Source organism: Streptomyces lusitanus (assembly GCF_042647945.1).
GTDB lineage: Bacteria > Actinomycetota > Actinomycetes > Streptomycetales > Streptomycetaceae > Streptomyces > Streptomyces pseudogriseolus.
In genome coordinates, this window is sequence record NZ_JBHRWL010000023.1 from 45,240 (window position 1) to 59,445 (window position 14,206).

The following is a 14,206-nucleotide window of genomic DNA, read 5'->3' on the forward strand; positions in this document are numbered from 1 at the left end:
CACGCTCACCCGGCGGCGCCCACTCGGGTGTCAGGGAAGGAGGAAACCCCACGTCAGGACGGTGCTTGTCGAACTCCCATCGATCATCCCGGCCTCCTCGTCCTGCGGCCGGACACCGCCTCCACCGAGCGTTCCGCTTACGCGTACGGCAGTCCGCATGCGGCGAACATCCGCTTTCCGCACGGCGGTTGCCGGGCCTTTCCTCTCCATGAACTCTTGATGACCGACGCCTCGCTGTGATCTGCTCCCCCCTAAGCTTTCAAGCGGCAATGGACGAGCACCAGGGTGGAGCCGCTCGGGCTCTCGCGCGCGCACGGCACCGGCTTACCCGTCGTGGCCGGTCGCGCCACCGCCCGCCCGCCGCGTGACGCTCACGGAGTCCCGTCCGGCCACCCCGGGCGGTGGCCGGCGGCCCGTGCCACCGAGGGAGGGCCATCACCTTGATGCTGGAGCGCGAGTCCGAACTGGCGCGGGCGGCGTCGGCGTTGCGCCGCGCCGCGGGGGGAGAGGGCGGCCTCCTGGTCGTCCGGGGTCCGCTGGGAGTCGGCAGGTCCACCTTCCTCGAAGCGGTGGCGGGGATCGCGCACGGCGAGGGGTTCCTGGCGCTCCGGGCGCAGGCTGCCGCCGCCGAGGAGAACTTCACGCTCGGTGTGGTGCGGCAGCTGACGGACTCGGCGCCCGCGACCGCACCGGCCGACGAGGACGGGCGCGGGCCGCACGCGGAGTACACGGCGGGAGGCACGCCTCAGGACGCGGCGGACACGGGGGTGCCGTCCGCCGTCGGTCCGCTCCCCCCGTGGTCCGGGCTCATCTCCCAGCAGGCGCCGCGCCGGCTGAACTCCCTTCTCAAGGCGGTGGCGTCGGACCGGCCGATCGTGGTGATGGTGGACGACGTCCAGTGGTCGGACGGCGAGTCCCTGCTGGCGCTGCTGCCCTGTCTCGCCGGGCGAAGACGGAACCGGGTCCTGTTCGTCCTGTCCGTCCTGCCGGGCGACGTGCGCGGCGCCAGGGAGTACGTCAGACAGCTGCTGGATGCCGCCGACCACACGGTGGAGCTGTCCACGCTGGGCCGCGACAGTGTGCGTCTGCTGCTGGAGGAGGCCTGCGGCGCACCGGTCCACGGCGCGTTCGTCGACGTCCTGCGCCAGCGCTCCGGCGGCAATCCCCTGCTGGTGAAGGCGCTGGTGGACGAGGTCCGCTACCAGGCGCTCGCACCCGTCGAGGCCAACTGCGCGGCGGCGGCCGGGCTGCGGCCGGAGCGGGCCCGCCAGCGCCTGGCCGTCTTCCTGCGCGCGCAGCCGGACCATGTCCGGCGCGTCGCCTACGCGTTGGCGGTGCTCGGCGATGCCGCCGACCGGCAGCTGGTGACGCATCTGGCCGAGATCGACGAACAGCGGCGGACCGAGGCGATGGACGTCCTGCGCCTCACCGGGCTGGTGGCGGAGCACTCGGACTCCCTCATCCCGGGAACGCTGCTGCGGGACCTGCTGGAGGAGAGCATGCCGGCGGCCGAGCTCACCGCCATGCGCGGGGTGGCGGCCGAGCTGCTGCACCGGACCGGCCATCCGGCCGAACTGGCCGCCGAACAGCTCATGTCGGTGGCCGTCCTGTGCGGCTCCGGCGCAGTGGAGATCCTGCGGACCGCCGCGGACAGCGCCCTGCGCCGCGGTTCGCCGCGGGACGCCGCCCGCTATCTGCGGCGCGCGCTGCTCGACACCTCCGCCACGGGCCGTGACCGGGCCCGGCTGCTGATCGACCTGGCGATGGCCGAGCGCAGCTTCGCGTCGGCCGCCTCGCTGCGCCATGTCGCGGAGGCCGTACCGCTGTTGGAGTCGGTACGGGAGCGGGCCGACGCCGTGACCCGCCTGGGTCCGCTGCTGATGGACCCGGCCGCGTTCCGCATCGACTCCGTACGGCGTGCCGTGGCCGAGGAGCTGGGGCGCGCCGCGCCCCACGACTACATCGAGCGGGAACTCGCCCTGCGTCTGGAGGCCCGGGAGAACGTGCTGGCGGCGCAGGACCCCGCGCACGCGCGACGGGCGCTGCGGCGGTTCCGGGCGCTGGGCCCCTCGCCCTCCCTGCGCACCACCGGGGAACGCGAGCTGGTGACGTCCCTGATGCACATCGCGTTCGTCGCCAACGCCGCCTCCGCCGAGGAGCTGACGCTGCTGTCCACCCGGCTCCTCGAGCAGGAGACGCCCGCCCCCGAGCACGTCCACAGCACGGCGCCGCTGGTCGTCAACATCCTCGCCGGCGCCGGCCGGACGGAGGGCGCCGGCGGCTGGCTGCGCGAGGCGCACCTGCTCGCCCAGCGCCGGGGCGGTGACGTGGAACAGGCCGTGATCCGCGCGGAGCAGGCGCTGGTCGCCCTCGCCGACGGGCAACTGGCCTACGCCCGGCAGAAGGTGGTCCAGGCCGACGCCCTGGCCGGGCCCGACACCGGGGGCCTGCCGACCATCTGCGCCGCCGTCCTGGCGATCGTCGCCCTCCACACCGAGGAGCCCCACCTCGCTGAGCAGATCCTCGTCCAGCACCGGCTGCACGCCGAGAACGAGCACCTGGCGGCGCTGCTGCACCTGGCCCGCGGGATGCTCGCGGCCAGGCGCGGCGAGACCCGCACGGCGCTCGTCCACTTCCAGACGGCGGGCCGGCGCGCGGAGCGCATCGGCTGGCACAACCCGGTGACGGTCCCCTGGTCGTCCAGTGCCGCCCTCATGCACCACCGTCTCGGCGAGCACGAGGAAGCGGTGGCCGCGGCGCTGTCGGAGGTGGAGCGCTCCCGCGCCTGGGGCGCTCCCGTCCGGCTGGGAAACGCCCTGGTGGCCCTGGGCAAGGTCTCCGGGGGGCGGGAGGGCGTGGCCGTCCTCGAGGAAGCCGTCGAGGTGCTGGAGAAGGGGCCCAACGAGCACGAGTTGTGCCAGGCGCTGTACGCCCTCGGCACCCACGGTGAAACGGACCCCAGACGGCGCGCCGCCGTACTCGAACGGGCATATATGATGGCCGTCGGCCAAGGAGCCTCTTCTTTCGCGGAGAAAATCGCGCGGAAGAAATCCGAGGGAACTCGTGCGACTTCCACTCCGAACGGCCGGCTGACGCCGTCCGAACAGAAAGTGGCGCGCCTGGCGGCCACCGGTCTCAGCAATGCCGAGATAGCGGCCAAACTGGGCACGTCGTCGCGCATGGTGGAAAAGCATTTGACCAATTCGTACCGCAAACTCGGTATTTCGGGGCGCCCGGACCTGGCCCGGGCCCTGGAGGCGCCGGACGAAACGCCGGACGCCTGACGTTCACCGGTCCACGACCGCCTTGCCACCCTGGGCGAGTGCGGGCCGGGTGCGGGCCGAGTTCGGGCAGCAAACGGGCAACTGCCGGGCAGCAAACGGTCATCGGGGCCGACCGATCCCTCGACGGCGCCCGTCGGCGGGCCGGGCGCGAACACCGTCCGAACAGCCTCGGACCGCGGCGGGGGGCCGCGCTGCCGACGACGCTCGGGCTGCTCAGGCAGGGTGACTCACTCCCCCGTGCGCTTCGCAGGGCGTTGCGGGACCGAACCACCGAACCACCGAACCACAGTGTTTTGCGCCCGGCCAAAGGCAAGCTTGACCGTTCTGTAGGTGGATTCCTAGGCTCAGCCGCAGTTGATCAGAGATCCGTTCGGCGGGATCCACGACCGGGACCCCGTCGGGCTCGCACCACCTGTGATCAAATGCGTTGTCAGGTGGTGTGCGCAATCCCCCACATCTGAACGCAGAAAGACGGTGCGTCGCAGTGACCACGCACGTGACAGGTGCTCCGCACAACAGGGACAGGGTTTCCCCATCGCTTCACGCCGCCGCTCACCGGAATGCCCCGGAGTCGCGAACTCCCGCGCCGGGCAATCGCCGCCTTTACACGGCCCACATAGACCCCGACATACAGATCGTGGCCGCGGAACCCGACTTCTCCCGCCAGTTCGGCCGCACCTCGGCCGACACCTGTGGCCGCAGTCTGTACGAGTTGCTCCACCCTTCCGCTCCCTCGGTGCTGAACCGACACTTCACCCGGCTCTCCGAGGGCCGCTCCGCCCGCTTCGCCGAGCGCATGGTCGGTCTGGGGAACGCCGGCCGGGTCTTCTCCGGCGAACTGACCGGCATCGCCGTGCAGAACACCACCGGGCGCCTGGCCGGCATCGTCGTGCAGGTACGACCGGACACGGAGGCGGACGCCGCGGAGGGCAAGGACGTGATCGGCCCGCCGCGGGAGCGGCTGCTCAGCAAGCTGGACGCGCAGGTCCTGGAAGGGATCGCCGCGGGCGCGTCGACCGTGCAGCTCGCCGCCCGGCTGTACCTCAGCCGGCAGGGGGTCGAGTACCACGTCGGTCTCATGCTGCGCAAGCTCAAGGCTCCCAACCGGGCCGCGCTGGTGGCGCGCGCCCACTCCATGGGCATGCTGACGGTCGGCCAGTGGCCGCCTCGCGTCCTGCCCGAGTTCATCAAGTGAGTTTGTCCGTCGGGTAGTTCCGACCGGGTCCGATGGTGTCGTGCGACACCGCGGACCGGCACCGGTTCTGCCGGACTCCGGCTCTCGCCCGGCACATGGCGGCCGTACCACCCCTATTGGTACGGCCGCCTGCTCGTGTGCCCGCGGCGGTCGTCCGCCGCCGCGGGCCCCGTCCCCCTACTGCTCGAGAGTGCGGCTGATGAGGTCGAACAGTTCGTCGTCGCTCGCGTCCTCCAGGCGGTCGCCGAGCGACGCGTCGTCCAGTCCCGCGCCCGGGCCGGTGTCTTCGGCCGTGCCGCCCTCGACCTCGGCCAGCAACGCCCTGAGCCGTGTGCCGAGCAGGCTCCGCGCGTCCCGGTCCGGCTCCGCCCGCATGATGCGTGCGATGCCGGTTTCGAGTTCGGCGAGCATGCCCGCCACCGTCCCGCCCTCACCGGTCAGTTCGGCGTCCAGGTGCCGGGCGAGGGCCTCCGGTGTCGGGTGGTCGAAGACGAGCGTCGTCGGCAGGCGCAGTCCCGTGTCCTTCGTGAGCCGGTCGCGCAGTTCGACGGCGGTGAGGGAGTCGAACCCCAGGTCGCGGAAGGCCCGTTCCGCGGGAACGGCGGCCGGGTCGGCGTGGCCGAGCACCGTGGCCGCGGCCTGCCGCACGTGCTGCTGGAGGGCGGCCGCCCGGTCCGCGGCCGGCAGGGCCGTCAGCCGTTCGACCAGAGCCGGGCGCGCCGCGCCCGGGCCGTGCGGTTCGACGGGAACCTGACGGCCGGTCAGCGCGGCTGCCTGCGGGAGGGTGGTGAGCAGGGGGCTGGTCCTGCGGCTGGTGAACGCGGGAACGAACCGGTCCCACTCCACGTCCGCGACCACCACGGCGCCGTCCCCGGCCTCCAGCGCGCGCTCCAGCCCCAGGAGGGCACGGCCCGGCTCCATGATGCGCAGGCCGCGACGCTCCAGCTCCGTGGCGCCCGCGTCCGACACCATGCCTCCACCCGACCACGGGCCCCACGCGACCGACAACCCCGGCTCGCCGCGGCCGCGACGGGCCTGCGTCACTGCGTCGGCGCAGGCGTTGGCCGCCGCGTACACGCCCTGGCCTCCGCTCCCCCACACACCCGCGATCGACGAGAAGACGACGAAGGCTTCCAGAGCCCATGCGCGCGTCAGTGCGTCGAGATGTACGGCGCCCAGGGCTTTGGCCCGCAGGGTGCGTTCCAGGCGTTCGGGAGTCATCGAGTCGATGAGGTCGTCGTCCAGGACACCGGCAGCGTGGACGATGCCGTCGACCCGGTGGGCGGCGAGCAGGGCGGCCACCTCGTCGCGTTCCGCCACGTCGCACGCCACGACCTCGACGCGCTCCGCTCCGGCCGCGCGCAGGCTCGCCGTCAGGTCGGCGGCGCCCGCTGCGGACGGCCCGCCCCGGCTCGTCAAAACGAGTTCCCTGGCGCCGTGTTCGACCAGCCAGTGGGCCACCCGTGCGCCGAGCGCGCCGGTGCCGCCGGTGACCAGCATGCGGGCAGGAGACGTCCAGGCGCCGTGCGTCGGCACGGCACCGGCTGCCGGCGGGGCCGGGTGCAGCCGTCGCGCGTAGGCCGCCGTGCCGTGCAGGGACACCTGGTCCTCGTCCGCGCGTGTCAGCAGCGAGGCGAGGAGACCGAGCTGCGGCCGGGTCGCCCGGTGCGGCACGTCGATCAGCCCGCCCCATCGGTCGGGGTGCTCCAGGGCCGCCACCCGTCCCAGGCCCCAGACCGCGGCCTGTGCGGGATCGGCGGGTGCACCGTCCGGCGTGTGACCGGCGTGCGTGATCACCCACAGCGGCGCGTTCACGGAGGCGTCACCGAGGGCTTGCACCAGGGCCAGGGTGTCGGCGACCGAGGTGACTACGGCAGGGGTGGCGTCGTCGGGACCGGGCGTGGTGTGCGACAGGCAGGAGAGCACGCCGGCCGGCGTCTCGTTCCCCACGGCCGTTTCGAGCAGGAGGGTCAACCCCTTGCGGTCTCGTACGTCGCAGTCCACGCGTTCCAGGCCCGGAACGAACTCCTCCAGCCCTTCGAGGGCCACGTCGCCGGGCGTCTGCAGCAGAAGCCAGCGGCCCGGCAGCGGCTGTCCGACGGCTTCGACGTCGACCGGCTGCCAGTCGACGCGGTACCGCCAGGCGTCGACCTCTTCCCGTTCGGCGTGCTCATGGCGCAGCGTCGTCAGCGCGGGGAGGACCGCGTCGAGGGCCTCTTCCGGCACCCCGAGGCGGCCGGCCAGCTCCTGAGGGCTCTCCTTCTCGACGATCGACCAGAAGGCGTCGTCCGCGGAGGACGTGCGGGACGCCGAGGCGGCGGTTGCGGCGGCCTGGGGGTCGACGGCGGGCCAGTAGCGGGTGCGCTGGAAGGCGTACGTGGGCAGGTCCACCTGGGCGTACGTACCGAGGGCTGGCAGCGCCGTCCAGTCGACGGTTCCGCCGCTCACGTGGAAGGCGGCCAGTCCGCGCAGAAGGGCCAGGTTCTCGCCGGTGTCGCGGCGGAGCAACGGCACGCAGAGGGGGGTGTCGGGGGTGGTGTCGTCGAGGGTGGCGCGGGTGAGGGGGGTGAGGGTGGCGTCGGGGCCGAGTTCGACGAAGCGGGTGACGCCTTCCGCCGCGAGGGCGGTCACTCCGTCGGCGAAACGGACTGCGTCGCGGACGTGGCGGACCCAGTAGTCGGGGGTGGTCAGCTCGCCGTCGGCGGCGAGGCGTCCGGTGACGTTGGAGAGGATGGGGAGGGCGGGGGCGTTGTAGGCGAGGGTGTCGGCGATCTGGCGGAAGTCCGCCAGCATCGGCTCCATCAGGGGTGAGTGGAAGGCGTGGGAGACGCGGAGGCGGGAGGTGCGGCTGCCCTGCGCCGCCAGAGCCTCGGCGATCTCGGTCACGGCCGCCTCGGTGCCGGCGAGGACGACGGCCTTCGGGCCGTTGACCGCCGCGAGCGACACCTCGGACTCGCGGCCGTCGAGGAGCGGCAGGACTTCGTCCTCGGCCGCTTCGACCGCAATCATCGCCCCGCCGTCCGGGAGGGCCTGCATGAGGCGCCCCCGCGCGGTCACGAGGGTGCAGGCGTCCTCCAGGGACAGCACGCCAGCTATGTGCGCGGCAGTGATCTCGCCGATCGAGTGCCCGCCCACGAAGTCGGGGCGCACGCCCCACGACTCCAGCAGCCGGAACAACGCCACCTCGACCGCGAACAGCGCCGGCTGCGTCCACTCCGTACGGCTCAGCCGCTCCGCGTCCTCACCGAAGACGACGTCCTTGAGCTCCGCGCCCACGTGTGCGCACACCGCGTCGAAGGCTTCCGCGAACACCGGGAAGGCCTCGTACAGCTCACGCCCCATGCCTGGACGCTGCGCGCCCTGGCCGGAGAAGAGGAAGGCCGTACGGCCGTGGTGTGTGACGCCGGTGACTGTGTGCGGGCCGGGTTCGCCCTGGGACAGGGCGCGCAGGTCTTCGACGAACTCGTCCCGGTGAGCGGCGATCACCACAGCACGGTGCTCGAACGACGAGCGGGAGTTCGCGAGGGCGCCGGCGACGTCCACGACGCCTCGCTCGGGCAGCTCGTCCAGAGTCGCGAGGAGACGACCGGCCTGGGCACGCAGAGCCATCTCACTACGGCCGCTCACGAGCCACGGCACCATCACACCGTCGTCATCGCGCGTGTACTCGGTCTCTTGCTGTGGGGCTTGTTCGAGGATGAGGTGGGCGTTGGTGCCGCTGAGTCCGAAGGAGGAGATGCCTGCACGGCGGGGTCGGTCGACCGACGGCCACGACTGACGTTCCGTCGCCAGCCGTACTGCGCCCGTCGACCAGTCCACTCGGGAGGACGGCTCGTCCACATGCAACGTCGCCGGCACGACCCCGTGCCGCAACGCCTCCACCATCTTGATCACACCGGCCACACCAGCGGCCGCCTGCGTGTGACCGAAGTTCGACTTCACCGAACCCAGGTACAGGGGCCGCTCGTCGGGCCGGTCCTGGCCGTAGGTGGCCAGCAGCGCCTGCGCCTCGATCGGGTCACCCAAACGTGTGCCCGTCCCGTGCGCCTCCACGGCGTCCACGTCGGATGCGGCAAGCCCGGCGTCCGCCAGAGCCGCGCGGATCACCCGCTGCTGCGACGGGCCGTTGGGCGCCGTCAGTCCGTTGGACGCGCCGTCCTGGTTGACCGCGCTGCCCTTCACCACCGCCAGCACCCGGTGGCCCCGCGCCCGAGCGTCCGAAAGCCGCTCCACCAGGAGCACCCCGACACCCTCGCCCCAGCCGGTACCGTCCGCGTCCTCCGCGAACGCCTTGCACCGGCCGTCCCCCGCCAGACCTCCCTGACGGCTGAACTCCACGAACGCGCCCGGCGTCGACATCACCGTCACACCACCGGCCAGCGCCAGGTCACACTCTCCCGACCTCAGGGACTGCACGGCGAGGTGCAGCGCGACCAGGGACGACGAGCAGGCGGTGTCCACCGTGACCGCCGGACCCTCCAGCCCCAGGACATACGCCAGCCGACCCGACAGCACGCTCGCCGCGCTGCCCGTGCCCACGTAGCCGCCGAAGTCACCCTCCGACATGCCCAACAGCGCCGGATAATCCTGCCCGTTGGTACCCGCGAACACACCCACCCGCGCGCCACGCAGCGACCGCGGATCGATCCCCGCCCGCTCCACCGCCTCCCACGACGACTCCAGCAGAAGCCTTTGCTGCGGATCCATCGCCAACGCCTCACGCGGCGACACCCCGAAGAACTCCGCGTCAAAACCCGCGACATCGTCCAGGAAGCCGCCGACACGCACGTGGTCGAGAGCCGCCGTACCATCCTCCGTGCGGACGTAGCGCTCGTAGAGAGGGTCCAGGCCGGTCCAGCCGCGGTCGGCGGGGAAGTCGGTGATGCCGTCGCGGCCTTCCTCCAGCAGGGCCCACAGGCTCTCCGGGGAGTCGACGCCGCCGGGGAATCGGCAGGCCATCCCGACGATCGCCACCGGCTCGTCCGCCGCCGCCGTGACCGGGGCGACGGCCGCCTCCCCGGACTGGGCGTCCTCGGACCTGGTTCCCTCGCGCAGTGTGCCGTAGATGTGCGTGGCGAGGGCCTGCGGTGTCGGGTGGTCGAAGACGGCCGTGGCCGGCAGGGGGACGCCGCAGCCCGCCGCCAGGACGTTGCGCAGTTCCACCGCGATCAGCGAGTCGACACCGAGGTCACGGAATGCCCGTTCCGGGCCCACCTGCTCGGGTCCGGCGTGACCGAGTACGGCGGCGGCGCGGGAGCGCACCTCGTCGAGGACCAGGCGCAGTCCGGCCTCACGGGGCAGGGAGGCGACGCGGACGCGCAGGCCGCCCGTGGCCGTGTCGGCCTCGCGGGTGGAGGCTGCCGGGTTCGGAGCGGTCGGGGCCGGGCACAGCGGTGTGAGGAGTGCGCTCGGGCGGGCTGCCGTGAACGCGGGCACGAAGCGGCTCCAGTCGGCCACGACGACCAGCCGGGTGACGGTGCCCGCGTCGAGCAGCGCTCCCAGCGCCGACAGCGCGGTCTCGGGAGCGAGCGGGGTCACCGCTCCCTGTCCGCGACGTCGGTCACCGGCGGCCGCGGCCATGCCGGCACCCGCCCAGGGGCCCCAGGCGATGGATGTGGCGGGCAGGCCCTCGGCCCGCCGTCGCTCGGCCAGCGCGTCCAGTACGGCGTTGGCGGCCGCGTACACGCCCTGCCCCGGGCTGCCGACAGCTCCGGCCAGGGAAGAGAACAGGACGAACGCGCTGAGATCGGCGTCCCTGGTCAGTTCGTCCAGCAGCAGCGCCGCCTCGGCCTTGGGGCCCATCACGCGCCGCACCCGGTCGGAATCGGTGGTGAGGAGGGTCCCGTCGTCCAGCACTCCGGCCGCGTGGAACACCGCGTCCACGGGGTGTTCGGCGAGGAGCGCGGCCAGGTCCTCGCGGACGGAGACGTCCAGGGCCGCCATCGTCACTCGCGCGCCCGACTGCTCGAGTTCGGTACGGAGTTCCGCGGCACCGGGGGATTGTTCGCCCCGGCGGCTGACGAGGAGAAGGTGGCGGGCGCCCCGCCGGACGGCCCAGCGTGCCACGTGAGCGCCCAGGGCGCCCGTGCCGCCGGTGACGAGTACGGCGCCGTCGCCCGGGGTCCAGTCGCTCGGTACGGTCGCCGGGGCGGCGGTGCGTGGGGCAAGCGGCGCGGCCGGCTTCAGACGGCGTCCGAAGATGCCGTGGGGACGCAGGGCGATCTGGTCCTCGCCCTGCTTCAGGCGCGTCAGCGCCGGGACCAGACGCGTCCAGACACGGTGATCCGTCTGCGCGGGGAGGTCGATCAAACCGCCCCACATGTCCGGGTGTTCGAGGGCGGCGACCCGGCCGAGTCCCCAGACGGCACTGTGCGAGACGCGGGTGATGCGGTCCGGGGCACCGACCGCGACAGCGCCCTGGGTGATCGCCCACAGCCTCGCTCCGGGAACCTCCCGGGCCAGCGCCTGCACGGCGGTGAGCGTCGCGACGACGGCGTCGGTCCGCGTGGAGAAGCCCAGCAGGGACAGGACGCCGTGCGGGGCCCCGGCTGCCTCACCGGCGGTACGGACGGCTGCCGCGCAGGCAGCGGGATCGGCGGCGTCGACGTGGCAAAGCCGCACCGTGAGTCCCTGGGCGCGCAGTCCGTCCGCGAGGTCGTCGGCCAGCGCCTGCACCGTGGCGTCCGGGTCCTCGGGGACGAGGACCGTCCAGTGGTCCGCCGGTGAGGTCCCGGCCGAGGGCGGCAGCAGGTCGTCGCCCGTCAAGGGACGCCAGGTGACCTCGTGGCAGAGGGCCTCCAGTTCCGCCTGCTCCTGTCGGCGGCGGTACCAGTCGGACAGTGCGGGCACCACCGTGCCGAGGGCGTCCGGGGGGAGGTCGAGGTCGGCGGCGAGGCGCGTGACGTCCTGCCGTTCGACGGCGGACCAGAACGCGTCGTCGACGACGGTGGAGACGCGAGTGGGACCGGTCGGGGTGTGTTCGGCCGATTCGTTCGGCCCCAGCCAGTAACGGCTGCGCTGGAAGGGGTAGGTGGGCAGATCCACTGCGGGCGTCCCGTCGCCCCCGCCCAGTACGGCGGTCCAGTCGACCTCACAGCCGTCGACGTGAAGGCGGGCCGCCGCTCGCAGGACGGCGAAGTGCTCCGGCTTGTCCTTGCGGAGGGTGGAGACGAACAGTGAACCGTTCGCGTCGGGAAGGCAGTTCTGGGCGAGGGCGGTGAGGGTGGTGTCGGGGCCGAGTTCGACGAACCGGGTGACGCCTTCCGCCGCGAGGGCGGTCACTCCGTCGGCGAAGCGGACGGCCTCGCGGACGTGGCGGACCCAGTAATCGGGGGTGGTCAGCTCGCCGTCGGCGGCGAGGCGTCCGGTGACGTTGGAGACGAGCGGGATGACGGGGGCGGCGTAGGTCAGGCCTTCGGCGACCTGACGGAAGTCCGCCAGCATCGGCTCCATCAGCGGGGAGTGGAAGGCGTGGGAGACGCGGAGGCGGGAGGTGCGGCGGCCTTGCGCGGCCAGTTCCTCGGCGATCTCGGTTACGGCCGTTTCGGTGCCGGCGAGGACGACGGCCTTCGGGCCGTTGACCGCGGCTATCGACACCTCCTGGGCGCGGCCGTCGAGCAGGGGCAGGATCTCGTCCTCAGCGGCCTCCACCGCGACCATCGCCCCGCCGTCCGGGAGGGCCTGCATCAGACGGCCCCGCGCGGTCACCAGCGTGCAGGCGTCCTCCAGGGACAGCACTCCGGCCACATGCGCGGCCGCGATCTCCCCGACCGAATGCCCACCGACGAAGTCCGGGTGAACACCCCACGACTCCAGCAGCCGGAACAGCGCCACCTCGACCGCGAACAGCGCCGGCTGCGTCCACTCCGTACGCCCCAGACGCTCCACGTCCTCACCGAAGACAACATCCTTCAGCTCCGCGCCCACGTGCGCGCACACCGCGTCGAACGCCTCCGCGAACACCGGGAACGCCTCATACAGCTCACGCCCCATCCCCGCACGCTGCGCACCCTGACCCGAGAACAGAAACGCCTGGCGTGCCTCGCCCCGGTCCTGACCGGCCGTCACGTCCGACGGGGTGGTGCCGGAGCCGAGTTCGGCCAATGCGTCGACCAGGCGGGCGGTGGTCTCCACGACCGCGACAGCCCGGTGCTCGAAGTGCGTACGGGTCTTCGCGAGCGCCGGCCCGGTGAGAGCTGCCGGTATGTCCGGGTGCCGGGTGGCAAAGGTGCGGAGGGAGCGGGCCTGGGCGCGCAGCGCCTCTTCGCTGCGGCCGGAGAAGACCCAGACGATCGGCTCCTCCCCCGTCGCACCGGCCGCCGAAGGCTCGGCTTCCTCGGCTGACGGCGCCTGTTCCAGGATGACGTGCGCGTTGGTGCCGCTGACGCCGAAGGCCGAGACGGCGGCACGACGGGGACGGCCGGTGTCGGGCCATGTCTGGCGCTCGGTCAGCAGGCGTACCGCGCCCGTCGACCAGTCGACCCGCGACGACGGCTCGTCCACGTGCAACGTCTGCGGCACGACCCCGTGCCGCAACGCCTCCACCATCTTGATCACACCGGCCACACCCGCGGCTGCCTGCGTGTGACCCAGGTTCGACTTCACCGACCCCAGCCACAGCGGACGGTCCTCCGGGCGTCCCTGCCCGTAGGTGGCCAGCAGCGCCTGCGCCTCGATCGGGTCACCCAGCCGCGTACCCGTACCGTGGGCCTCCACCACATCCACATCGGACGTCGACAATCCCGCGCTCGCGAGGGCCGCGCGGATCACCCGCTGCTGCGACGGACCGTTCGGCGCCGTCAGACCGTTCGACGCACCGTCCTGGTTCACCGCCGACCCGCGCACCACCGCCAGCACTCGGTGGCCCTTCGCCTGCGCGTCGGACAGCCGCTCCACCAGCAGTACACCGACGCCCTCACCCCAGCCGGTACCGTCCGCACCCTCCGCGAACGCCTTGCACCGGCCGTCCCCCGCCAGACCCCCCTGACGGCTGAACTCGGCGAAGACGTCAGGGGTGGACATCACCGTCACGCCACCCGCCAGCGCCATGTCGCACTCCCCCGCCCTCAGGGACTGCACCGCCAGATGCAACGCCACCAGGGAGGAGGAGCAGGCGGTGTCCACCGTGACCGCCGGACCCTCCAGCCCCAGGACGTAGGACACCCGGCCCGACACCACGCTCGCGGCGTTGCCGGTGAGCAGGTGTCCTTCGATTCCCTCGGGCAGTTCACCACCCGTGTCGGCGCCGTAGTTCTGGTTGCTGCAACCGATGAAGACACCGGTCCGGCTTCCGCGCACGGAGGCGGAGGTGAGGCCCGCGCGTTCGAGCGCCTCCCAGGACGTCTCCAGGACGAGCCGCTGCTGAGGGTCCATGGCCAGCGCCTCACGCGGCGAGATGCCGAAGAACCCGGCGTCGAACTCGGCCGCCGTGCTGACGAACCCGCCGTGCCCCGTGATGGCCGGTGTCGCGTCGGCGTCGGTGTCCCAGCCCCGGTCGGCGGGGAACGGGGTCATGGCGTCGATGCCGGCGTCGACCAGCCGCCACAGATCTTCCGGACCGGTGACGTCACCCGGGTAGCGGCAGGCCATACCGACGACGGCTATCGGCTCGTTCGCCGTACGGAGGAGTTCCTCGTTGTGCCGGCGAAGGCGCTCGTTCTCGAGCAGGGACGCGCGCAGCGCGGCGACGACGCGCTCCTCGGAGGTGGACATGCTCAGCTCCACTGGT

At 72.7% G+C, this 14,206-nt stretch carries 3 protein-coding genes; 2 read left to right on the top strand and 1 reads right to left on the bottom strand.

All coding sequences use genetic code 11. From position 1 onward, the window contains the following. The first annotated feature begins 443 nt into the window (after window positions 1-443). Complete coding sequence (locus ACFOSY_RS28500; RefSeq protein ID WP_394312200.1) at window positions 444-3,284, top strand: helix-turn-helix transcriptional regulator; 2,841 nt, start codon at window positions 444-446, stop codon at window positions 3,282-3,284. Window positions 3,285-3,900: 616 nt separating this feature from the next. Next, window positions 3,901-4,479, top strand: coding sequence for a helix-turn-helix transcriptional regulator (locus ACFOSY_RS28505; protein ID WP_394312228.1), 579 nt, complete (start codon window positions 3,901-3,903; stop codon window positions 4,477-4,479). Between the two features lie 177 nt (window positions 4,480-4,656). On the opposite strand, the gene ACFOSY_RS28510 is transcribed toward ACFOSY_RS28505, so the two are convergent. Further along, window positions 4,657-14,190 carry a type I polyketide synthase gene (locus ACFOSY_RS28510; RefSeq protein WP_394312206.1) on the bottom strand — a complete coding sequence of 3,178 codons (9,534 nt, stop codon included), beginning with the start codon at window positions 14,188-14,190 and terminating at the stop codon, window positions 4,657-4,659. Window positions 14,191-14,206 lie beyond the last annotated feature (16 nt).